The organism is Salinibacterium sp. G-O1 (assembly GCF_030063305.1).
In the GTDB taxonomy this organism is placed as follows: domain Bacteria; phylum Actinomycetota; class Actinomycetes; order Actinomycetales; family Microbacteriaceae; genus Rhodoglobus.
The window spans coordinates 1,236,618-1,256,859 of record NZ_JASISV010000001.1 but is presented as its reverse complement, the minus strand read 5'-3'; the positions used below and the strand labels follow the sequence as shown (position 1 = coordinate 1,256,859).

Here is a 20,242-nt window from a genome sequence, read left to right as displayed (position 1 = left end):
GGGTGGGTGCGCACAACGAAACGAGCGCCGCGAGTGTTCTCGCGGCGCTCGTTTCATGGTGCCCTGGTTATGCTTCGATGACCACCGGCACGATCATGGGGCGGCGGCGGTGCTGGGTGTTGACCCAGCGCCCGACGGTGCGGCGCACGACCTGAGCGAACGAGTGGGTGTCGCGGGTGCCATTCTCTGCGGCATCCGTCAGAGCCTTCAGAACGAGCGGGATGACCGCGTCGAAGACCTTCTCGTCTTCGGCGAAACCACGCGACTGGATCTCGGGGCCGACGATGACCTTTCCGGTCTGCGCGTCAACCGCAACGAAGATGGAGATGAACCCCTCTTCGGCGAGGATGCGGCGATCCTTGAGGTCGGCGTCGGTGATCTCTCCGACGCTCGAGCCGTCGACGTACACGTAGCCGAGGTCGAGCTGGCCTACGACGCTGGCGACGCCATCCCGCAGGTCAATCACGGTGCCGTCTTCGGCAATGATCGTGTTCTCCTCGGGCACGCCGGTCTGGATGGCCAGGTTGGCATTGGCGACGAGGTGGCGGTACTCACCGTGCACGGGAAGCACATTCTTCGGCTTGAGGATGTTGTAGCAGTACAGCAGCTCCCCCGCCGCCGCGTGGCCGGAGACGTGAACCTTCGCGTTGGCCTTGTGCACAACGTTCGCACCGAGCTTCATCAGGCCGTTGATCACGCGGTAGACGGCGTTTTCGTTTCCGGGGATCAACGACGAGGCCAGGATGACCGTGTCACCCTTTCCGACCTCGATCTGGTGCTCCATGTTGGCCATCCGCGCGAGCACGGCCATCGGCTCGCCCTGGCTGCCGGTGGACATGTACACCAGCCGGTTGTCTGGCATGTCTGCGGCCTTCTTGGCATCCATCAGCACGCCGTTGGGCACCTTCAGAAAGCCGAGGTCGGCGGCGATACCCATGTTGCGCACCATGGAGCGCCCCATCAGCACGACCTTGCGGTCGTTCGCGGCCGCGGCATCCAGCACCTGCTGCACGCGGTGCACGTGGCTCGAGAAGCTCGCGACGATCACTCGCCGCGGCGCTTTGGCGATGACGGCCTCGAGCACGGGGCCGATGTCGCGCTCGTTCGGGGTGAAGCCCGGAACGTCGGCGTTGGTGGAATCCGGCAGGAAGAGGTCGACACCGGCTTCACCGAGCCGGGCGAAGGCGCGCAGGTCGGTGATGCGGTCGTCGAGCGGAAGCTGATCCATCTTGAAGTCGCCGGTGTGCAGTACGACGCCGGCGGGGGTGGTCAGTGCGACGGCGAGCGCATCGGGGATGGAGTGGTTCACCGCGATGAACTCAAGCTCGAACGGGCCGAGCTTCTCGTGCTGCCCCTCGCTCACGTTGAGCGTGTACGGCTTGATCCTGTGCTCTTTCAGCTTCGCCTCGATGAGGGCGAGGGTCAGGGTGCTGCCGATCAGCGGGATGTCCTGGCGCATCCTCAGGAGGTAGGGCACCGCGCCGATGTGGTCTTCGTGACCGTGCGTGAGCACGATGCCGAGCACGTCGTCGAGGCGATCCCTGATCGGGCTGAAGTCGGGAAGGATGAGGTCGACGCCCGGCTGGTTCTCTTCGGGGAACAACACTCCGCAGTCGACGATCAGCAGTTTGCCGTCGAACTCGTACGTGGTCATGTTGCGACCGATCTCGCCGAGTCCACCGATGGGTGTGACGCGGAGAGTGCCGTGGGGAAGCGCTGGAGGGTTAAAAATGGAGACTGGCATCTGAACCTTGCGTAGGTGTGGCGGGGCCTCTAGCCCCCTGGATAATTCGTTTTTTAGCGCGTGGCGCCGGCGACCTTGGGCAGCGCTCCACCGGCGGCCGCGTTACGGTCGGGGCGGAAGTTGTCAAAGTTGACGCCCGGGATGTCGCGCACGAGGTTGAGGTCGTCTTCGATGATCGCAGCCTCGCCATCTTCGGGGCCGACCAGGGGCAGGCGCACGCGCGGGCTCGAGATGCGCCCGAGGCCGTGCAGGATGTATTTCGCCGCGACGGTGCCGGGAACGTGGGTCATAACAGCGCGCACGAGCGGTTCGAGCAACTTGTGGGCCGCGGTCGCAGTGGCGAGGTCGCCGGCGTTGACGGCATCCACGATCTGTCGGTATGGGGCCGCCGCGATGTTCGCCGTGACGCCGATGAGTCCTGTCGCCCCGATCGCCAGGTGCGGAAGCACGTTGGCGTCGTCGCCAGAGAAGTAGAGCAGGTCGGTGTTGTTGAGCACGCGGCTGACCTCGCTGAAGTCGCCCTTCGCGTCTTTAACCGCCCGGATGTTCGGGTGCTTTGATGCCCGAAGGATCGTCTCGTACTTGATCGGGATGCCGGAACGACCGGGGATGTCGTAAAGGATCACCGGGAGGTCTGTGGCGTCGGCGATCATCCGGAAGTGCGTCAACACGCCAGCCTGGGTGGGCTTGTTGTAGTACGGGGTCACGATCATGACGGCATCGGCGCCGGCCTTCTCGCTCGCCTTGTGAAGCTCGATCGCGTGGGCAGTCTCGTTCGAACCGCCGCCCATGACGATCTTTGCGCGCCCAGCGGCAACGCTCTTGCCGACCTCGACGAGCTTGAGCTTCTCGGCATCGGTGAGCGTGGATGTCTCGCCCGTCGTGCCCGAAATAACGATGCCGTCCGCGCCAGCGGTGATCACATCGTCGATGTGCTGCTCGACGTTAGGCCAGTCGACCTCCCCCTCTGCCGTGAACGGCGTGATGAGAGCAACGAGCACTTGTCCGAACGGGTTGTCTATAGCCACGTAATACAGGTTATCGGGTGTCGGTTCGCCGATAGGTCAGGAAACGGTAGTCGAGACCTTTACGTGAACTGTGCCAGCCGGTTTCGGGGTCGGCTGCCACCACGATCCAGTCGTCCGAAATCGCGGGCGCGATGGTGTCGCCCTGAATGTCGGCGTCGATTTCGGTCACCTCGAGCCGATCTGCCGACTCGAGCAGTTGCGTGTACAGGGTCGCTCCGCCGGTGACCCATACGGTGTTTGGCGAGGTGTTCGAGGCCAGCTCGATCGCGTCGTCTGCCGAGTGCACGACCTCGGCGCCATCGGCGCCCCATGTGGTGTCGCGCGTGATGACGATGTTGCGGCGACCCTCGAGAGGCCGGAATCGCGGAGGCAGCGAATCCCAGGTCTTGCGACCCATCACGACGGGGGCGCCCGACGTGAGCTGTTTGAAGTGGGCAAGATCTTCCGGAACATGCCACGGCATGGTTCCGTCACTGCCGATTATCCCGCCGTGCGCCTGGGCCCAGATCATCGCGAGCTCAGGAGAGGAGCCGGAGGTCATACCGCCACTGCGCCACGGATCGCGGGGTGGTGCTGGTAATTCTCGATGGCGAGATCGCCGAACTTGTAGTCGAAGATGCTTTCGCGCGGGGTGGTGATCGCCAGCGTGGGCAGCGCGAAGGGATCGCGCGAGAGTTGCTCGGTGACCTGCTCGACGTGGTTGTCGTAGATGTGGCAATCACCGCCCGTCCAGACGAAATCGCCAACCTCGAGACCCGCCTGAGCCGCAACGAGGTGGGTGAGCAGCGCATAGCTTGCGATGTTGAACGGGACGCCGAGGAAGAGATCGGCGCTGCGCTGATACAGCTGGCACGACAGTTTGCCGTCGGCGACGTAGAACTGGAACAGGGCGTGGCAGGGGGCCAGGGCCATGTTCGGGATGTCGGCCGGGTTCCACGCAGACACGATGAGTCTGCGCGAATCCGGGTTGGTCTTGATCGCCTCGATGACCTCGGAAATCTGGTCAATCTGCTCGCCGCTCGGTGTGGGCCAGGACCGCCACTGCACTCCGTAAACGGGACCGAGTTCGCCCGCGGCATCCGCCCATTCGTCCCAGATCGTGACCCCGTTGTCGCGCAGCCACCGCACGTTGCTCTCACCCCGGAGGAACCACAGCAATTCGTACGCGATCGATTTGAAGTGCACGCGCTTGGTCGTGATGAGGGGGAAACCCTCAGCGAGGTTGTACCTCAGCTGGCGGCCGAACACGCTTCGGGTGCCGGTGCCGGTGCGGTCGCCTTTATGCACGCCGTGGGCGAGGGTGTCACGCAGCAGGTCTTCGTATGGGGTTTCGATCGCGGAGTCCATCGCGTCGATGCTACTGCGCCGCGCCGTCACCCGCCGTGTAACAGTCGGCAACACTCAGTTTTTCGTCGCCAAACGGGATTAGCGTAGCCACACCATGAACCCGATCTCCATTGCCGCCTCACTGCTGGGCCTTGTCGCGCTTGCGACGGTGCTCGGGCTCGTCTGGCGCCGCGGCCAGGGCCGAATCACCACGCCGAGCGACGTCCGGCTGATTGCTCCCTCGAGTCTTGGCCTCGAATCATGGGCACCCGGCGTCACGCTCCTCCAGTTCTCGAGCCCACTGTGCTCGCCGTGCAAGACCACGAACGTCGTGCTGAGCGCACTGGCGGCCGCGCAGGACAGCGTCAGTCACGTGGATATCGACATCAGCGAGCGCCCCGAGTTGGCAACACTCTTCAACATCGCGCAGACACCCACCACGTTTATCCTCGATCGGGATGGCGCCCTGCGAGCCCGCATCGGCGGCGCCGTGAAGCGCGACACCGTCATCGCAGAACTCGACAGCATCCTGGTTGCAGCGTGACAGCAAATCCGTCATCCAGCGTTCGCACCCGGGCGTCTGTGTTCATCGACCCACGCAGCCCTCGCTTCGGCGCTGGCATCACCGCCGTCCTCCTGCTCATCGTCATCGGTCTCTCGCTGGCGGACACCCAGACCGCGACGCTGGCACAACGAGCGACAGCCCCCGGGTTCCTTCTCTTCGTTGCCGTCACTGCCCTGTTCGCCTGGGGCGCCAGCGCAGGAGTGCAACGGCACCCGTACGGCGCAATCTTCCGCCGGTTCATCACCCCGAGACTCGGCCCGCCCGCCGAACGCGAGGACTCCGCCGCACCGACGTTTGCCCAGGGCGTCGGTTTCGTCATCACCCTGGTGGGGCTCATCCTGCATCTGGCGGGCGTGCCATGGGCGCTGGTGATCGCCGCAAGCGCCGCCTTCATCGCCGCGTTCCTCAACTCGGTATTCGCGTACTGCCTCGGATGCCAGATGTATCTGCTTTTGGTCAGGGTTCGTCACGCAAGGGGTGCCGCCAGCTAATCTGCGCACATAGGGTTGATGCGACGAAAGGTTCACACATGCCAGTTACCAGCGAAGCAACCACCCTGTGGTTCGGCGACCTCCTCAGCGGCACGGGAACGACTTCCCTCGACTCATCGGATGCTGCAGAGTTCCCCGTCTCCTGGGCGGCAAGATCGGTCGGCACCTCGGGAATGACCAATCCTGAGGAACTCATCGGCGCGGCTCATTCGGCCTGCTACTCGATGGCATTCTCCAACGGCCTCGCGACCAACGGCACTCCCCCGGAAAGCCTTCAGGTCACGGCCGCCGTCACGTTCGACCCCGCGCACGGCATCACGGGCAGTCACCTGCTGGTGAGCGCCAAGGTCGCCGGATTGAGCGAAGAAGACTTCCAGAGGCTCGCTGAGGAAGCGAAGAGCAACTGCCCGGTGTCGCTTGCCCTCGCGGGCGTTGCTATCACCCTGGAAGCCAGCCTCGCCTAGCCGAGGAGGCGCCATGAGAATCCTCATTGCCGGCGCGTCCGGCTTCATCGGCACCGAGCTCACCCGCCAGCTTCAGGCCGATGGGCACACCGTCACCACACTGGTCAGATCTGCACCGAGACACAGCAACGAGTATCTCTGGATGCCCTCCGAGCTGACCGTCGATCCCCGGGCGATCGATGGCGCGGATGCCGTGATCAACCTGGCCGGAGTATCGACCGGGCGCATTCCCTGGACGACCAAATACAAGCGCCAGATTCTCTACTCGCGGGTGAACGGCACGCAAACCATCGCCGAGGCGATCGCCCGCTCAGCCACCCCTCCCGCGGTCTTCCTGAACGGTTCAGCCGTCGGCTACTACGGCGACCAGCCGGGGGCGGTTCTTACCGAAACGTCGCAGAAGGGCGAAGGCTTCCTCAGCGACGTGGTCGAGGCATGGGAGCACGCGGCACGACTCACGCCAGCGCCGACAAGAGTGGTGGTGTTCCGCACCGGACTTGTCGTGGGTAAGGGCGGCGCATTCACCCCCCTCATTCCCCTCACCATGGCAGGGCTGGCGGCGAGCTTCGGCTCCGGCGAACAGAACTGGCCCTGGATTTCTCTCTACGATGAGGCAGCCGCCATCCGGCACCTGCTCGTGTCGTCACTCGACGGGGTGGTCAACCTGGCGGGGCCGACGCCGGCGACATCCCGCGAGATTACCGACGGCCTAGCTGACGCCATGCACCGCTGGCACAAATTCACCGTGCCGGAGTTCGCGGTTAACGCTCTCGGCGACGCCGGGAACGACCTGCTGCTGAGCAGCGAGAATGTCTCCCCGCAGCGGCTTCTCGACGATGGCTTCCAGTTTCGTCACGAGACCGCTGAAGCCGCGTTGCGCGAGCTGGTCCAGTCGCTCTAGGCCTGAGGTTCAGGTGCCGGTGGACCGGTGCAGTGCGATGGCTTTTCGCGTAGCCCAGCGCGCCCTCCGACGGTCTCCGCTGGCGTCGTAGGCAAGCCCGAGCCTCAGCCAGGCACGCCACGACTCAGGATCGGCATCGACCTCGGCGCGGTACATCGGAAATTCGGCATCGGCTGCCACGGGATCTGCCCGGCCGCTGGGGAGTCTCGGAAGGTTGTCGACGGGAAGTCCGCCTTCGCTGCCGAGCTTCGCGAGAAGCCGCTCCCCCCGCACCACAAAGACGAGGTCGGCAATCAGAACCCACGCTCCGATGGCGGGGAGCACGACGAGCGCAAAGCCCAGGGCCTTCGCCACCGGTTCGGCGGAGTTGATCAGCAGGATCGCATAGTTGGTGACGAACACCAGATAGAGCACCAGCAGCGCCGCCATCACGATGGTCGCGATGCGCGCCTTCACGAGGTCGGGGCGCCCGGTGTGCGTTCGGGGTGAAGACCGAGGTCGATGAGCTTGTCGAGACCCACTACGACACCCCGAGCGGATCGAGCGGCGCGCAACGCAAGAAGTATGCCCGCCTCGTAGGCGTTGGGGGCCAGCGTGTCATGGCTGATGGTCAACACCTCGCCGTTGCCCCCGAAGATCACGTCCTGCTTGGCGACGACACCCTGCATTCTGAGGCTGTGGATCGGGATGCTCGACACCTGCTGTCCCCGCGCCCGCTGGTCGACGTGCGGGGCCACCACCGGACCGAGGGCGCCGCGTGCGGTGCCCATCAGCTCAGCCGTGCGCACAGCGGTGCCAGACGGCGAATCGATCTTGGACGCGTGGTGAGCCTCGATGATCTCGATGGAGTCGAAGAACCGCGCCGCCATCGTCGCAAACGACGTAGCAAGAACCGAACCGATCGAGAAGTTGGGCACGATGATCACGCCTACCGCGAGGTTGCCCGAAATCGTTCGTTCCAGGGCTGCGATGCGCTCGCTCGACCACCCTGACGTACCCACGATCACGTTGATGCCGTTCGCCACCGCGTATTCGACGACTCGCTGCGAGACGGCAGGGACCGTGACATCCACCGCGATGTCTGCGCCGAGCATCTCGCTCAGCTCGCCTTTGGAATCAACCTGCGCCACCAGTTCGAACTCGTCGGACGATTCGATAATGCGGGAGGCGAGCTTTCCCATTTTGCCCGTGGCGCCGATCACGGCGACTGTGGTTGTCATGTGGCAAATCTAGCAAGGTACGTGCGCGCGACGATCGAGCCCGCAGGTTCTACGCTCGACTCATGCACACATTTGTCGAAACGTCGGTTTCGGATGCCACGGCGCACGCCCTGCTCGCCGAGTACTTCGCCTATCGTGCGCGCACCTTCCCGAATGCCGAAGGCTACGTGACCACCTTCCCGTCGGAAGCGCACTTCACGCCGCCGCACGGAGTGTTTCTCGTCGTGCAGCTGGATGACACGGCGGTCGGCTGTGGTGGCATCCGGTCGCTGGGCGACGGTCGCTTCGAGGTGAAGCATCTCTGGCTTCAGCCCCACGTTCAGGGCAGGGGGCTTGGTCGGGCTCTCCTCGCCGAACTCGAACGTCGCGCCGTCCAGCTGGGCGCCACCGAGCTGGTTCTCGACACCAACTCGAGCCTCGCCGCCGCCGGAGGGCTCTACGGTTCAAGCGGTTTCGTCGATATCGAGGCATACAACGACAACCCGAACGCGACCAACTGGTACGCGAAGACGCTGCCGATCTAGAACGGCTGGAGTTCGGGCATCCCCGTGCGAAGTTCGACGGGAAGATGCCCGAGGTCATTGTGGGTGACGAGCACTGGCGGCTTCGCGCTTCGAACCCGGATGATCGTCAGCCCACAGTTGGCCTGGTTGAGGCCGAGCCAGCGCCAGGTCGGCCCACCGAAAACCTCGCGTACAAACCACGCGATGACGAAGTTGTGCGTGATCAGCAGGTCGTGCTGGTCATCCCGGGCCGGCGCCAGGAACTCGGCGATCGCATCGGACATCTGGGCTTCGCCCGCCTCGATCTCGGCAGGGGTGATGGCGCCGAAGAACGATTCGAACGAGTGCGGCATGTCATTCGTGGGCCCGGAGGGGATGCAGTCCATCAGCAGGGCGCTCGGCTTCGACTCCAATGCCGGCATGCGCTCCGTCATGATCTTCGCCGTTTCTTCGGCACGCTGAAGCGGTGAATGCCAGGCCCGCGTGAACGGCACTCCGCTGAGTCGCTCGGCGATGGCGCGTGCCTGGCGGGTGCCCTTGCCAGACAGCGGACCGTCAGGAAGGCCGTACTCGGCGTCCTGCTGCTCGCCGTGACGCACGAGATAAAGGTAGTGGGCCATGAGTGTGATACCTGGTTTCCTACTGGCTGATTGCTGTGTGAAGTGCGGGGATTCCCGCGAAAGCGTTGTCATCCATCGTGCCGACGGCGGCGACAGACATCGGACGGGCCATCAGCTCTGCTGCGAGCTTCTGGACCTCATCCGCGGTAACCCGGGACAGGCGCCGCAGCGACTCGTCGAGGTCGACGAATTCGCCGAGCGTCAGTTCGCTGCGTCCCAGTCGCGACATCCTGGTATCTGAATCTTCGAGGGCGAGAGCGGATGCCCCGCTGAGCTGGCCGATCGCACGCCCCATCTCTTCACTCGTCACACCGTCGGTGGCGAGTCGGGCGAATTCGGAGACCATGAGTTCCGCGACCTGGGGAGCCTTCGCCGGCGAGCATCCAGCGTAGATGCCGTACAGCCCGGCATCCGAATAGCTGGGCGCGAATGAATAGACCGAGTAGGCCAGCCCGCGCTTCTCGCGAATCTCCTGGAACAGGCGGCTCGACATCCCACCGCCGAAGATCGCATTCATCACGGTGAGTGTGGCCCTGCGCTCGTCTGCGGCCGCGAGACCTGCGACGCCGAGAAGTATGTTCGCCTGCTCGATGGGCCGTTTGACGACCACCAGGGGGCTACCACGCTCAACCAGGTCGTGGGTGGAGGTGCGGCGTGGCACGGGGGCGGCGTGGTCGTCCAGATCCCAGTCCGCCCTCTCGAGCGCCGCAGAAACCCTCGCAACGAGTTCGTCGTGGTCGACTGCGCCGGCAACGGTGATGACAAGGTCCTGGGCGCGGTAGTTGGCCCGATAGTGCTGCCATACCGCCTCGCGCGAGACCGCACCGATCGTCTCCGGGTTTCCCCCGATCGGCCTGCCGAGCGGGTGGGCGCCCATGACTGCTTCGAAGAAGCGTTCGCTGGCAACGTCGGATGGGTCATCGTCTGCCATGGCGAGCTCTTCGAGGATCACCCCACGTTCCGTCTCAAACTCGTCAGGGTCGATCACTGACGACGTGAACATGTCGGCCAGAACGTCGACCGCCATGGGAAGATCCCGATCCTGAACTTTGGCGTAGTAGCAGGTGTACTCCTTCGCTGTCATCGCATTGTGCTCTCCCCCGACGGAGTCGAATGCGACAGCGATATCGAGTGCGGAGCGTGTCGGGGTGCCTTTGAACAGCAGATGCTCGAGGAAGTGAGTCGAACCGTAGGTCTCGGGCAGCTCATCCCGAGAACCGACCGCCACCCAATAGCCAATTGTCGAGCTGCGGGCGCCAGGCACCGATTCGCTCAGGATGCGCACGCCACTGGGTAGCACCGTGCGGCGCACCAGTGCCTCACCGGATGCGGTGAAAGCGAGTTGAGGGAGGTCGAGCGGGAGAGGGACTGCACCGTTCATCACCTCCCGAGCCTATGTCATGGCACGTCTGCTGACGGCCTGCCCCGCAAAGTGGGGGGACAAAAAGCGGACAAACAGACTGGTCTGTCTGTCCTCATCCTGCTACGGTATATCGCAGGCACCCGAAGCCTGCGCACGACAGCCACCCCGACAGCTGTCGTGCATCACCACTAAGGAGTCGCGCTGTGACAGTTATTGACGCAATCAACATCGTTGATCTGGTTGCACCTGCACAGCGCGCTCCGGCGAAAGGCCGCATCCTCGACACGGTGAATGTTTTGTTCTACGAGGACGGCATCCGAAACGTGGGTGTTGACAGGATCATCAGCGCGTCGTCGGTCACGAAAGCGACCTTCTACAAGCACTACCGCGCAAAAGACAACCTCATCCTCGAGTACATCTCTCACCGACACACCCACGCCGTTGCAGAGCTGGGAGCGATTATCGCGGCGGCCGCGACACCCAAGATTGCGCTTCGTGAGTTCGTGGCATCCATCATCGCCGAGATTGACAGCGTCGGATTCCGCGGCTGCGCGTTCATCAACGCCGCAGCCGAGTTTCCCCAGCAGGACCACCCTGTGCGCAAAATCGTGACCATGCACCGTGAGTGGTACACCGACACCCTGGAGAACCTGCTGCGTGACATGGGCCACCCCGTCCCAGGGGATGCGGCCGACGAGCTGCTGCTCGCCAGAGATGGCGCATTCACCGGCGGCTACGCGGGAGACTCCATCGCTGCGTCAGCTGCTCTCACCCGCATCACCAATCGCGTGCTCGCCGAGTCCACCAACGCGTAGTCGCTGCTAGCGAGACACTCGGTCCAGCTCACTGACCTGGTGTCGCGTGAGCTGGAGCCTCGTGGCTGCCGCGAGGTCATCCACCTGTTCTGCGTGCGATGCAGAAACCACTGGCGCAACCACGTTTGGTTTCACCAGCAACCACGCCAACGCAACTGATGCAACGCTCGAATCGTGCTCCTGCGCAATCGAATCGAGAGTCGAGAGCACCCGCAGTCCGCGCCGGGTGAGGTATTTGGCCACCTCTTCCCCACGCGGGCTGTCCGCCAAATCTGACTTCTGTCGGTATTTGCCCGTCAGGAAGCCACTGGCAAGCGCGAACCTCGGCATGACACCGAGCCGCTGCTGGGCGGCCACATGCGCCAGATCGCCTTCGTACTCGCGGCGATGCATGAGGTTGTAGTGATTCTGAAGGGCGACCATCGGCGCCACCCCGACCATCGCCGAGGCAATTCGTGCCTCGATCAGCCGGTTACCGGTGTGGTCGGATCCCCCGAAAAAGCGCACCTTTCCCGCCCTGATCAGTTCGTCAACAGCGAGCAGCGTCTCTTCGAAGTCCACCTCGGTGTCGTCGATGTGCAGGTAGAGCAGGTCGATGTGCTGCACGCCAAGCCTGTCGAGAGACGCATTCACGGCGCGCGTCAGCACTCGAGCCCTAAGGCCTGGATTCTCCGCGCTTTTGCCGACCTTGGTGGCAACCACCAGATTGGAGCGATTGCGCCGGGACTTCATCCAGTTACCGATCATGGTTTCGCTGCGCCCGGCCGCGTAAGAATCGGCCGTGTCGATGAAGTTGCCCCCATGCGCGACATAGGAATCGAGGATGCGGTGGGCAGCATCGTCGTCTGCCGTCCATCCGAAGACATTGCCGCTGATCGCAATCGGGTAGACCCTGAGGTCGGAGTTGCCGACCACACGAAGTCGGGTTGGTCCGATTGTAATCGGGGCGGTCATAGCCGGGATCGTGGTGGGCGCGGTCTTATCCAGGACGCCAGCGTGTGCGCCATTTCGCGCTGCGTCACTCTTCCTGACGCCAAATTGCTTCTTCTCGAGCCGGGTCACTCGTTCTCTCCAAGGTCTCTTCACCCTATGACCGCCGCGTCGCCAAGCGAAACATCGCGCGGGAAATCGTTACCTGTCTGTATCGAAGGATTGCGAAGCGGTCACCAGCTAGCCTCGGAAGTGGCAACACCCACCCGCGAAAGGCTGCCGATGACAAACGATCCCAACTGGCGACTCCCCGAGGTCCCTCTTTTCACGCTCTCAAGTCCGGACTTCACCGAGGGCGACACACTCCCCCAGTGGGCGAGATCGGGAATTTCCAACGCGGGCGGCGAAGACAGGTCACCGACGCTGCACTGGGATGGTGCGCCATCCGGCACCAAGAGCTTCGCACTGACCGTCTACGATCCGGATGCCCCCACCGGGAGCGGATATTGGCACTGGGCGGTCTACAACATTCCGCCGAACGTGTCGTCCCTCCCGCAGGATTCGGGTCGACCCGATGCCAACCTGCTCCCCTCTGGTGCGATCACGCTGCCCAACGAAGAGAGGCTCGAGCGCTTCATCGGAGCTGCTCCCCCTGCTGGCCACGGCGAGCACAGGTATGTATTCACTCTGAGTGCGCTCGACGTCGAACGTCTGGAGGTACCCGAGGGCAGCACGCCCGCGATTCTGGGATTCAAGATGTTCGGGCATACCGTCGCCCGCGCGCAGCTCACCGGCGTTTCCGAAACTTCCGTCTAGGCTCACGGGCACGCAAAAGGGCCCACCCCCGAAGGGATGGGCCCTAGTGTCTTACGCGAGCGCCTGGCGAGAGGCCCCGCGCAGATCTATGTCGCTACTCTCCTTCGGCGGGTGCTTCCGGACCGTCCGACGCGGCAGCAGAGCTGTCGGTGTCAGCGGTTTCAGCAGCATCGTCGACGGGAGCGAGCGATAGCTTTCCGCGGTCGTCAATCTTGGTGATCTCGACCTGGATCTTCTGGCCGACAGCGAGCACGTCTTCGACGTTCTCGACGCGCTTGCCACCGGCGAGCTTACGAACCTCGCTGATGTGCAGCAGGCCGTCCTTGCCGGGGGTGAGCGAGACAAACGCACCGAATGTCGCGAGCTTGACGACGGTTCCGAGGAAACGCTCACCAACCTCGGGGTTCAGCGGGTTCGCGATCGCGTTGACTGCGGCACGAGCTGCCTCAGCCGACGGACCGTCGACGGCACCGATGTAGACGGTTCCGTTGTCCTCGATGGAGATGTCAGCGCCAGTGTCATCCTGGATCTGGTTGATCGTCTTGCCCTTCGGGCCGATCAGTTCACCGATCTTGTCGACCGGGATCTGAACGCTGATGACGCGAGGCGCGGTAGGCGCCATCTCGTCGGGAGCGTCGATCGCAGCGTTGATGACGGCGAGGATCGCGGTGCGAGCCTCCTTCGCCTGCTTCAGCGCGCCGTCAAGAACGCTCGACGGAAGGCCGGCGAGCTTCGTGTCGAGCTGGATCGCGGTGACGAACTCCGAGGTACCTGCGACCTTGAAGTCCATGTCGCCGAGGGCGTCTTCAGCACCGAGGATGTCGGTCAGAGCCGCGTAGCGAACCTGTCCGTCGACGTCATCGGAGATGAGCCCCATGGCGATGCCGGCAACGGGTGCGCGCAGCGGCACACCGGCGTTGAGCAGCGACAGGGTTGACGCGCAGACGGAACCCATCGACGTTGAACCGTTGGAACCGAGAGCCTCGGATACCTGGCGGATCGCGTAAGGGAAGTCTTCACGTGACGGGAGCACCGGAACGAGTGCGCGCTCGGCAAGGAAGCCGTGCCCGATCTCGCGACGCTTCGGCGAACCAACACGACCGGTCTCACCCGTCGAGTAGGGCGGGAAGTTGTAGTGGTGGAGGTAACGCTTCTTCGTGACGGGGTTCAGCGAGTCGATCTGCTGCTCCATCTTGAGCATGTTCAGCGTGGTGACGCCCAGGATCTGGGTCTCGCCGCGCTGGAAGATCGCGGAACCGTGAACGCGCGGGATGACCTGCACCTCCGCGTCGAGCGCACGGATGTCGGTCAGGCCACGGCCGTCGATGCGGACGCCCTCGGTCAGCACGCGGTTACGCATGACCTTCTTCGACACGCTCTTGTACGCAGCGGAAACCTCGGCGTTGGCTGAGGCGGGAAGGCGCTCGGCCTCGACCTCGGCGGCGACGTGGCCCTTGACGCGATCCTTCAGTAGGTCGTCAGCGTTCTGGCGCTCGACCTTGTCTGCGATCTGGTACACACCCTTGAGGTCTTCCCAGGCGAGTCCGGCAACGGAATCGTAGGTGGCCTGCTGGTAGGGCGGGAACAGCGGGAAGTCCTTGATGGGCTTGGCCGCGGTCGACGCAACCTGCTGCTGTGCCTTGATGAGCTGCTTGAGGAAGGGCTTGGATGCTTCGAGGCCCTGCGCGACGATAGCCTCATCCGGCTTCGTTGCACCTGCCTTGATGAGCTCCCAGCTGCCCTCGGTTGCTTCGGCCTCCACCATCATGATGGCGATGTCCTCGTTGCCGTTCTCGTCTGTGACGAGGCGGCCCGCGACGGTGAGGTCGAACACAGCGTCAGCGAGCTGGCTGTGCTTGGGGAATGCAACCCACTGGTCGCCGATGAGGGCGAGGCGGATGCCACCGACCGGTCCGTAGAACGGAAGACCGGAGATCTGGGTGCTGAGTGACGCTGCGTTGATCGCAAGCGCGTCGTAGAACTCGTCGGGTGCGATGGACAGCACCGTGATGACGATCTGGACCTCGTTGCGGAGGCCCTCCACGAAGGTCGGGCGAAGCGGGCGGTCGATCAGACGGCAGACCAGGATGGCCTCCGTCGACGGGCGACCCTCGCGGCGGAAGAAGCTTCCTGGGATCTTGCCTGCTGCGTACGAACGCTCTTCCACATCCACCGTGAGGGGGAAGAAGTCGAACCCGTCGCGCGGGTGCTTTCCTGCGCTGGTGGCTGACAGGATCATGGTGTCTTCGTCGAGGTACGCGGCAACGGCACCCTGTGCCTGCTGAGCGAGTCGACCGGTCTCAAAACGAACCGTGCGGGTGCCGAACTTACCGTTATCGAGAACGGCTTCGGCTGACGTGATTTCTGGACCCTCCAAGGGGGGTTTCTCCTTTGTTTAATGTCGCTGGCCCGTGTGGCTGGCGACTCATCGGCGTTATCTAAACGCAGAGCAGGAGCGGGTTTGATGACACGTAGCCGTGGATGACACGGTGTGTACGCGCGCACGTCAATGTCGACGCTGCCCGAGAGGGGGGCGCATGTCTGGCCAACAGTAGAAAGTCACTGAACCCTGCAGCTTTTCGTACGCTGCCGTTCAGTAATTCACCACCGGTGACCAGCTTCTTGCCTGCCTGCTCCGTTTGTAACGAACCCAGACTACCAGTGCAGCGGCACAATGACATAGGAACGCTGCACCCAGCGCGTCGCGGACATGCCGCTATTCGGGCCAATCCGGTGTGACGATCTCAGGGGTTCGGCTCTTCGGCGGGCGTCGGATCAGGATCCGGAGTCGGGTCCGGGGTCGGGTCAAGTGTGGGATCCGGGGTCGGGTCAGGTGTGGGATCCGGGGTCGGGTCAGGCGTCGGAGTTGGCGTTGGCGTGGCTGTCGGGGATGGCGTCGGACTCGGACTGGTGGTGGGTGGTTGCGTCGCGGCCGGGGAGCCTGACGCCGTTGGCGACTTGGGAGGGGTTCCGAGCAGATCCTTGCTCGGTGTCTTGTCTGAGCCGGGCGACGACCGAACGCCCTCGGGGGCAGCCAATCCGCGCTCGACCTTCACCGACGGCTCTGTGCCCAATGGCAGCGTCGGCAATTCATTCTCACGGGACGTCGGCGCCCCATCCGTGCTGCCGGATTCCGATCCCGCCTCAACAGGCCCGGCCTGAGGGGAAGGCGCTGCCGCCACCGCGACCCAGGTTCCCGCAACCAGTGCGACGACTGCCAGCGTCGAGATTGTGGCAACTCGCCGTCGAACTGCGACAGGCCGCCGGAACATGCGCGTGGCACCGTTCCGGCCCCGCGTGAGCCAGTCAACGTGAGCCGCGCCGATCGCCTCGGCGACGGTAGGCGAGACAGCGGTGGAGGTCACATCCGCCGCTGCAATCGGGAGCACGTCCGTTTCAACGCTCTCGACAATGGCAGGCAATGGGGGCGTGAAAGCGGTAGCCACCATGGCCGGCTTGGCAGGCGAGCTTGAGGTCGCGGTTCTCGCGGTTCTCGCGACGGGCTTCGACTCCGCAACAGAGGTCTCTGCGGTAAGCGACGGCTCGGGATGCGACGCGGCCACCGATGCTCGCACCTCCGCGGGATCGCGACCGGTCAGTTGAGCCAAAAACCAGTCAGCGTCGTAGGCCTCGAGGGAATTCGAGTCTGGGTCTGGGCCGCCACTTGTCACACGGAAACGATATAGGCTCACGTCCTCGTCGTCACGCAAAATGTCCCCCATGCGGGGGACACAATCTCGACGCCGACGCGTACCCCCCTAACTGGGCACAAACCGAAAGGGAATCCGGACCGGATGACTTGTACAGAGGAACACAGTGGCAGGCAACGAAGCCTGACACTTCCAGAGAATTCTCGGGGCGGCATATTCGGGTCCGCTTTACGAGAGAGACCGGCGGGGGCCGGTCGACTCGGGTGGCCGGTCGTGCAACACGACCGGCCACCAAATCTTTAAACGCGCTATCGCGTCTGACCCATCAGCAGTTCGACCCTCAGCACGCCCATTTTGCTCACGATCTCCACCGGAATCCGCTGAGACTCGCCCTTCATGTCGAGTCTGGACAGGGCCTCGTCGATCACGGACTCAAGGCCTCTGGGCACCATCCCCACCGGGCCGCTCACGCGTGTGCCGGTGAACAGCCGCACCTCGATCTCAGCGTCAGCGCCCTCCTGCTGCTGAGATCGGCGGCTCATGGCTGTCGTCAACGGTGCTTCGCCGCTATCGATAATCCGCTTCAGTTCTTCCTGGTGGGGGTTGCTCCCTGCGAGCTGGATTCTCACCCGACCATTGGCGGGAACGAGCACCCCGCGGTACTGATTCATTGAGCCCTTGCCGAGGTCGTTGCGATCGAGGTCAGCCATGTACGGATCGTACCCGGTGGAGACGGTCGCTCAGGAGAGCCTGCCGCGCACCGAACAATCTGAAAAGTTTTCTGGATCTCTCCGCAGGTGCCGCGGTTACGCTGGAACGATGAGCGAACACATTCACATCAACGCAGCCGAACGCTCCCCCCTCGAGAGCCGCAAGGGGATCGCGCTCGGGATCGCGTCCTTTGTGCTGTCGGTCATCGCGGGATTCTGGGTGATCATCCTGTGGGCCGTGAGCATCGGGGCTACCGAACCGGGTTCCGGGCGGCCGATCGCGATCGTCTTCTTCACGTTCTGCGCGATCATCGCGTTCGTGTTCCTGGTACTCACCGCCATCACGGCGACCTTCTCGTTTCGGCGCAACCTTCGACTCGGGCGCGTCTGGGCCGTGCTGGGCTCCGTCGTCGGGGCGGCGGTGCTGATCGCGGGAGTCGCACTTGCAGTAGCGGTCGCTACCGCGTAAGCGCGCAGCTACTGCGTGACGAGCACGATCTTTCCGCGCAGGTGACCCTCGATGAGTCGCGTATAGGCGTCGGCCGCGCGCTCGAGCGGGAAGACAGAATCGATCGGAACGTCGACCGCGCCAGCGGCGACAAGAAGGGCGAGCTCCCGCAGGTCATCAAGACTCGCGCCGGCCGCCCCCACCGCGCCAACGCCGTACTTCTCCGGAGACTCGTAGTCGGCGATGGTGTTGATACGGGATGCTGGCGCACCGAGTTCGAGCGCGACATCCACGAAACCATGACCGAAGTTGTCGAGTGCTGCAGTGATTCCTTGCGGCGCAACCGCTCGCACGGCATCCGCCATGCCCTCCCCGTAGGCCACCGGAATCACACCGAGCGAACGCAGGAAGTCGTGATTCGACTCTGAGGCCGAGCCGATGACCGTCGCACCGGCGCGCTTTGCCAGCTGCACCGCGATGACACCCACACCTCCTGCGGCGGCGCTGACGAGCACCACGTCCTCGTCGTTGAGCTGCAGTGATTCGACGCTGGCCCACGCGGTGCGTCCTGCCGTGTTGAGAGAGCCTGCCTGCCCGATCGGCAGCCCCTCCGGAACCAGGATGACCCTGTTCGCTGCGATGACCAGAAAATCGGCCTGGGCGAAGAACGTGCGAGCACCCATCACGAGATCACCGAGAGTCAACGAGCTGACGCCCTCCCCCAGTTCGTCGATAACGCCGGCAAAGTCGGAGCCATTGCCCATCGGGAACGTGACCGACTGCTTCTTCGCTGTCGGCATGCCTCGGAACACTTTGGCGTCGAAGGGGTTGATGCCGGCGGCGAGAACGCGAACGCGCACCTCACCAGGCGCAGGATGCGGTGGCTCCACCTCCACGATCTGAAGGACTTCGGGCCCACCAAGCTTGCTGTATTCGACGCGACGACTCATGCGTCAAGGCTACGCGGCGTCGGCGAGATCTAATGAACATCAGAACGTGACGCGCGACCCAGAATCGCCGGAGTGGTTGCTGCCAAGATGGACGTGCACGCCCACGACCGGGAGGACCCCATGACGAACCCAGACACTGCCGGATCGACGCTCCTCCAGCCCGGACTGCTCAGGGTGCACCGCGGCCAGCTCATCGGCGTGGCCGTCATCGGACTCGCGCTCGGAATCGTCGCGATCCTGTTCCCCGGAGCGACCCTGCTGACCGTTGCGATCGTGTTCGGCATCTACCTCATCGCGTCAGGGATGTTCCGCGTCACTGCTGCATTTGTCGCCGCGGGCCTGGGCTCGACGATGCGCTGGCTCACCGGACTCGCAGGGCTCGTGATCATGATCGCCGGCATCATCTGCCTCTCAAACCCGTTCCAATCCCTCATCGCCCTTGCTATCGTCATCGGCGCTGGCTGGATGCTCGAGGGCATCGTCGACCTGGTGGCAGGAGTGCGCGGAACGATTCACCCGCGGTGGTTCGGCTGGGTGAGCGGCATCGTGTCGATCGCGGCCGGAGTCGCGATGTTCGTGCTGCCGGCGGCCGGTGTGATCGCGCTCGTGTCGATCGGTGGCATCCTGCTCATCGTCGTGAGTGCCACCACCCTGCTGGCCCTGCCGCGCAAGGCGAAGGCTTAACGTAAAACGGGCCGCCACCTAAGAGGTGACGGCCCGTTCGTCAAGTTCGACGCGATATGCGATTAGCGACGCAGTCCGAGACGCTCGATCAACTTGCGGTAACGCGAGATGTCGATGTCCTGGAGGTAGCCCAACAGGCGACGACGCTGGCCAACGAGCAGCAGCAGTCCACGACGTGAGTGGTGGTCGTGCTTGTGCTCCTTGAGGTGCTCCGTCAGATCCGTGATGCGACGGGTCATCATCGCAACCTGGACCTCGGGGGAACCCGTGTCACCTGGGTGGGTAGCGTACTCTTCGATGATCGCCTTCTTGACACTGGCTTCTAAAGCCATAAGGTGATCCCCTTTCTCCTCGTTGCGCGGCGCCCAATTCGGAAATGAATGGGCTCTCTTTATCCGCGGCCGTCAGACGGCAACCTTGATACTTTAGCAGAGGGATGGGGGTTCTGCGGGGTTCGGGCCTTTCGGCCCTTCCGCCGATGCGCCGATGCGCCTGTACTGGGATCGTCGGCAACGGGGCCGGCACGAAGGGAGCATCGTGGACGAGAACCAGATCAATCGCCTGACAGACCCCGAGATGTGGGCGCTGCTGGAAGCAACACCGATGGGGCGGCTGGCGGTGTCTGCTGGGGGCGAGCTCGACATTTTTCCGGTGAACTTCGTGGTGGATGACGGGACACTGCTGTTCAGGACCGCCGAAGGCACCAAACTCGTCGAATTGACAGTGCACTCCGCTGTCGCTTTTGAGATCGATGGCCACGACGATACCGACGCGTGGAGCGTGGTCGTGAAGGGTACAGCCGCGCGGCTCGATCACCAGGCCGAGGTCGATCGGGCAGATACTTTGCCGCTCACGCCGTGGATCCCGACTCTCAAATACATCTACGTTCGCATCACGCCTACCTCCCTGAGCGGTCGCTCGTTCCAGCGTGGACCCGAACCAGAGCGGTACATCGTGTAGCGATCTTCTCCTCCACAGCGTCCAATTTTCCGGACCATCCACAGGTCTAATCAC

24 protein-coding genes are annotated in these 20,242 nt (G+C 63.8%); 10 read left to right on the top strand and 14 right to left on the bottom strand.

Features of this window, described 5'->3' with window-relative positions; genetic code table 11:
• Nucleotides 1-67: 67 nt before the first annotated feature.
• The 4 genes from QMG83_RS06140 to QMG83_RS06125 are packed head-to-tail and all read right to left on the bottom strand — an operon-like array spanning nucleotide 68 to nucleotide 4,119.
• Nucleotides 68-1,744: a ribonuclease J gene (locus tag QMG83_RS06140; RefSeq protein ID WP_283504446.1), complete on the bottom strand. Its 1,677-nt coding sequence runs from the start codon at nucleotides 1,742-1,744 to the stop codon at nucleotides 68-70.
• 53 nt (nucleotides 1,745-1,797) lie between these two features.
• Nucleotides 1,798-2,772 (bottom strand): 4-hydroxy-tetrahydrodipicolinate synthase, encoded by a 975-nt coding sequence (dapA, locus tag QMG83_RS06135; protein WP_283504445.1) that lies wholly within the window; start codon nucleotides 2,770-2,772, stop codon nucleotides 1,798-1,800.
• A gap of 10 nt (nucleotides 2,773-2,782) precedes the next feature.
• Complete coding sequence (locus QMG83_RS06130) at nucleotides 2,783-3,313, bottom strand: dihydrofolate reductase (protein WP_283504444.1); 531 nt, start codon at nucleotides 3,311-3,313, stop codon at nucleotides 2,783-2,785.
• The gene (locus tag QMG83_RS06125; RefSeq protein ID WP_283504443.1) at nucleotides 3,310-4,119 is read right to left on the bottom strand and encodes a thymidylate synthase; all 810 of its coding nucleotides are present in this window, start codon (nucleotides 4,117-4,119) and stop codon (nucleotides 3,310-3,312) included. Before QMG83_RS06125 ends, QMG83_RS06130 begins: the two co-directional genes overlap by 4 nt.
• A gap of 94 nt (nucleotides 4,120-4,213) precedes the next feature.
• Here QMG83_RS06125 and QMG83_RS06120 point away from each other — a divergent pair, with 94 nt between their 5' ends.
• The 4 genes from QMG83_RS06120 to QMG83_RS06105 are packed head-to-tail and all read left to right on the top strand — an operon-like array spanning nucleotide 4,214 to nucleotide 6,519.
• The gene (locus tag QMG83_RS06120) at nucleotides 4,214-4,642 is read left to right on the top strand and encodes a TlpA family protein disulfide reductase (protein ID WP_283504442.1); all 429 of its coding nucleotides are present in this window, start codon (nucleotides 4,214-4,216) and stop codon (nucleotides 4,640-4,642) included.
• Nucleotides 4,639-5,154 carry a DUF4395 domain-containing protein gene (locus QMG83_RS06115; RefSeq protein ID WP_283504441.1) on the top strand — a complete coding sequence of 172 codons (516 nt, stop codon included), beginning with the start codon at nucleotides 4,639-4,641 and terminating at the stop codon, nucleotides 5,152-5,154. The genes QMG83_RS06120 and QMG83_RS06115 overlap by 4 nt, the downstream gene beginning before the upstream one ends.
• A gap of 38 nt (nucleotides 5,155-5,192) precedes the next feature.
• Nucleotides 5,193-5,618, top strand: a complete 426-nt coding sequence (locus tag QMG83_RS06110; protein WP_283504440.1) for an OsmC family peroxiredoxin — start codon at nucleotides 5,193-5,195, stop codon at nucleotides 5,616-5,618.
• Between the two features lie 13 nt (nucleotides 5,619-5,631).
• Nucleotides 5,632-6,519 carry a TIGR01777 family oxidoreductase gene (locus QMG83_RS06105; protein ID WP_283504439.1) on the top strand — a complete coding sequence of 296 codons (888 nt, stop codon included), beginning with the start codon at nucleotides 5,632-5,634 and terminating at the stop codon, nucleotides 6,517-6,519.
• Between the two features lie 9 nt (nucleotides 6,520-6,528).
• On the opposite strand, the gene QMG83_RS06100 is transcribed toward QMG83_RS06105, so the two are convergent.
• Together QMG83_RS06100 and dapB are read right to left on the bottom strand one after the other, a co-directional pair.
• Complete coding sequence (locus QMG83_RS06100; protein WP_502948997.1) at nucleotides 6,529-6,975, bottom strand: hypothetical protein; 447 nt, start codon at nucleotides 6,973-6,975, stop codon at nucleotides 6,529-6,531.
• The gene (gene dapB / locus QMG83_RS06095; protein WP_349357496.1) at nucleotides 6,972-7,739 is read right to left on the bottom strand and encodes a 4-hydroxy-tetrahydrodipicolinate reductase; all 768 of its coding nucleotides are present in this window, start codon (nucleotides 7,737-7,739) and stop codon (nucleotides 6,972-6,974) included. The genes QMG83_RS06100 and dapB overlap by 4 nt, the downstream gene beginning before the upstream one ends.
• A gap of 62 nt (nucleotides 7,740-7,801) precedes the next feature.
• On the opposite strand from dapB, the gene QMG83_RS06090 reads away from it, so the two are divergent.
• Entirely contained in the window at nucleotides 7,802-8,263 is a 462-nt protein-coding gene (locus tag QMG83_RS06090) for a GNAT family N-acetyltransferase (protein WP_283504438.1), read from the top strand.
• On the opposite strand, the gene QMG83_RS06085 is transcribed toward QMG83_RS06090, so the two are convergent.
• Both QMG83_RS06085 and QMG83_RS06080 read right to left on the bottom strand, forming a co-directional pair.
• The gene (locus QMG83_RS06085; RefSeq protein WP_283504437.1) at nucleotides 8,260-8,862 is read right to left on the bottom strand and encodes a histidine phosphatase family protein; all 603 of its coding nucleotides are present in this window, start codon (nucleotides 8,860-8,862) and stop codon (nucleotides 8,260-8,262) included. The genes QMG83_RS06090 and QMG83_RS06085 overlap by 4 nt on opposite strands.
• A 19-nt stretch (nucleotides 8,863-8,881) precedes the next feature.
• Complete coding sequence (locus QMG83_RS06080) at nucleotides 8,882-10,243, bottom strand: M16 family metallopeptidase (RefSeq protein WP_283504436.1); 1,362 nt, start codon at nucleotides 10,241-10,243, stop codon at nucleotides 8,882-8,884.
• A 185-nt stretch (nucleotides 10,244-10,428) separates the two neighbouring features.
• Between QMG83_RS06080 and QMG83_RS06075 the strand changes: the two genes are divergently transcribed.
• A complete protein-coding gene (locus QMG83_RS06075) occupies nucleotides 10,429-11,040 on the top strand; it encodes a TetR/AcrR family transcriptional regulator (RefSeq protein ID WP_283504435.1) in 612 nt (203 codons plus the stop codon).
• Nucleotides 11,041-11,046: 6 nt separating this feature from the next.
• Here the strand turns inward: QMG83_RS06075 and QMG83_RS06070 are convergent, their stop codons facing one another.
• Nucleotides 11,047-11,994 (bottom strand): aldo/keto reductase, encoded by a 948-nt coding sequence (locus QMG83_RS06070; protein WP_283504434.1) that lies wholly within the window; start codon nucleotides 11,992-11,994, stop codon nucleotides 11,047-11,049.
• A gap of 258 nt (nucleotides 11,995-12,252) precedes the next feature.
• Here QMG83_RS06070 and QMG83_RS06065 point away from each other — a divergent pair, with 258 nt between their 5' ends.
• Nucleotides 12,253-12,786: a YbhB/YbcL family Raf kinase inhibitor-like protein gene (locus QMG83_RS06065; RefSeq protein WP_283504433.1), complete on the top strand. Its 534-nt coding sequence runs from the start codon at nucleotides 12,253-12,255 to the stop codon at nucleotides 12,784-12,786.
• Between the two features lie 94 nt (nucleotides 12,787-12,880).
• On the opposite strand, the gene QMG83_RS06060 is transcribed toward QMG83_RS06065, so the two are convergent.
• The 3 genes from QMG83_RS06060 to QMG83_RS06050 form a co-directional block, all read right to left on the bottom strand.
• Entirely contained in the window at nucleotides 12,881-15,163 is a 2,283-nt protein-coding gene (locus QMG83_RS06060; RefSeq protein WP_283504432.1) for a polyribonucleotide nucleotidyltransferase, read from the bottom strand.
• A gap of 367 nt (nucleotides 15,164-15,530) precedes the next feature.
• Complete coding sequence (locus QMG83_RS06055; protein ID WP_283504431.1) at nucleotides 15,531-16,457, bottom strand: hypothetical protein; 927 nt, start codon at nucleotides 16,455-16,457, stop codon at nucleotides 15,531-15,533.
• A gap of 287 nt (nucleotides 16,458-16,744) precedes the next feature.
• Complete coding sequence (locus QMG83_RS06050) at nucleotides 16,745-17,146, bottom strand: hypothetical protein (protein ID WP_283504430.1); 402 nt, start codon at nucleotides 17,144-17,146, stop codon at nucleotides 16,745-16,747.
• A gap of 109 nt (nucleotides 17,147-17,255) precedes the next feature.
• Here QMG83_RS06050 and QMG83_RS06045 point away from each other — a divergent pair, with 109 nt between their 5' ends.
• Complete coding sequence (locus QMG83_RS06045) at nucleotides 17,256-17,615, top strand: hypothetical protein (protein WP_283504429.1); 360 nt, start codon at nucleotides 17,256-17,258, stop codon at nucleotides 17,613-17,615.
• An 8-nt stretch (nucleotides 17,616-17,623) separates the two neighbouring features.
• On the opposite strand, the gene QMG83_RS06040 is transcribed toward QMG83_RS06045, so the two are convergent.
• Nucleotides 17,624-18,544 (bottom strand): NADP-dependent oxidoreductase, encoded by a 921-nt coding sequence (locus tag QMG83_RS06040; protein ID WP_283504428.1) that lies wholly within the window; start codon nucleotides 18,542-18,544, stop codon nucleotides 17,624-17,626.
• Between the two features lie 72 nt (nucleotides 18,545-18,616).
• Between QMG83_RS06040 and QMG83_RS06035 the strand changes: the two genes are divergently transcribed.
• Nucleotides 18,617-19,228: an HdeD family acid-resistance protein gene (locus QMG83_RS06035; protein ID WP_283504427.1), complete on the top strand. Its 612-nt coding sequence runs from the start codon at nucleotides 18,617-18,619 to the stop codon at nucleotides 19,226-19,228.
• Nucleotides 19,229-19,290: 62 nt separating this feature from the next.
• On the opposite strand, the gene rpsO is transcribed toward QMG83_RS06035, so the two are convergent.
• On the bottom strand, nucleotides 19,291-19,560 hold the full coding sequence (gene rpsO / locus QMG83_RS06030; protein WP_283504426.1) for a 30S ribosomal protein S15: 270 nt from the start codon (nucleotides 19,558-19,560) through the stop codon (nucleotides 19,291-19,293).
• A gap of 205 nt (nucleotides 19,561-19,765) precedes the next feature.
• On the opposite strand from rpsO, the gene QMG83_RS06025 reads away from it, so the two are divergent.
• The gene (locus tag QMG83_RS06025) at nucleotides 19,766-20,188 is read left to right on the top strand and encodes a pyridoxamine 5'-phosphate oxidase family protein (protein ID WP_283504425.1); all 423 of its coding nucleotides are present in this window, start codon (nucleotides 19,766-19,768) and stop codon (nucleotides 20,186-20,188) included.
• Nucleotides 20,189-20,242 lie beyond the last annotated feature (54 nt).

Excerpts from the sequence above, each read along its gene's own strand:
- QMG83_RS06140 (WP_283504446.1), bottom strand. The coding sequence starts at position 1,744 with ATGCCAGTCTCCATTTTTAACCCTCCAGCGCTTCCCCACGGCACTCTC.
- QMG83_RS06130 (WP_283504444.1), bottom strand. The coding sequence starts at position 3,313 with ATGACCTCCGGCTCCTCTCCTGAGCTCGCGATGATCTGGGCCCAGGCG.
- QMG83_RS06125 (WP_283504443.1), bottom strand. The coding sequence starts at position 4,119 with ATGGACTCCGCGATCGAAACCCCATACGAAGACCTGCTGCGTGACACC.
- QMG83_RS06120 (WP_283504442.1), top strand. The coding sequence starts at position 4,214 with ATGAACCCGATCTCCATTGCCGCCTCACTGCTGGGCCTTGTCGCGCTT.
- QMG83_RS06110 (WP_283504440.1), top strand. The coding sequence starts at position 5,193 with ATGCCAGTTACCAGCGAAGCAACCACCCTGTGGTTCGGCGACCTCCTC.
- QMG83_RS06105 (WP_283504439.1), top strand. The coding sequence starts at position 5,632 with ATGAGAATCCTCATTGCCGGCGCGTCCGGCTTCATCGGCACCGAGCTC.
- dapB (WP_349357496.1), bottom strand. The coding sequence starts at position 7,739 with ATGACAACCACAGTCGCCGTGATCGGCGCCACGGGCAAAATGGGAAAG.
- QMG83_RS06090 (WP_283504438.1), top strand. The coding sequence starts at position 7,802 with ATGCACACATTTGTCGAAACGTCGGTTTCGGATGCCACGGCGCACGCC.
- QMG83_RS06085 (WP_283504437.1), bottom strand. The coding sequence starts at position 8,862 with ATGGCCCACTACCTTTATCTCGTGCGTCACGGCGAGCAGCAGGACGCC.
- QMG83_RS06080 (WP_283504436.1), bottom strand. The coding sequence starts at position 10,243 with ATGAACGGTGCAGTCCCTCTCCCGCTCGACCTCCCTCAACTCGCTTTC.
- QMG83_RS06070 (WP_283504434.1), bottom strand. The coding sequence starts at position 11,994 with ATGACCGCCCCGATTACAATCGGACCAACCCGACTTCGTGTGGTCGGC.
- QMG83_RS06065 (WP_283504433.1), top strand. The coding sequence starts at position 12,253 with ATGACAAACGATCCCAACTGGCGACTCCCCGAGGTCCCTCTTTTCACG.
- QMG83_RS06050 (WP_283504430.1), bottom strand. The coding sequence starts at position 17,146 with ATGGCTGACCTCGATCGCAACGACCTCGGCAAGGGCTCAATGAATCAG.
- QMG83_RS06045 (WP_283504429.1), top strand. The coding sequence starts at position 17,256 with ATGAGCGAACACATTCACATCAACGCAGCCGAACGCTCCCCCCTCGAG.
- QMG83_RS06040 (WP_283504428.1), bottom strand. The coding sequence starts at position 18,544 with ATGAGTCGTCGCGTCGAATACAGCAAGCTTGGTGGGCCCGAAGTCCTT.
- rpsO (WP_283504426.1), bottom strand. The coding sequence starts at position 19,560 with ATGGCTTTAGAAGCCAGTGTCAAGAAGGCGATCATCGAAGAGTACGCT.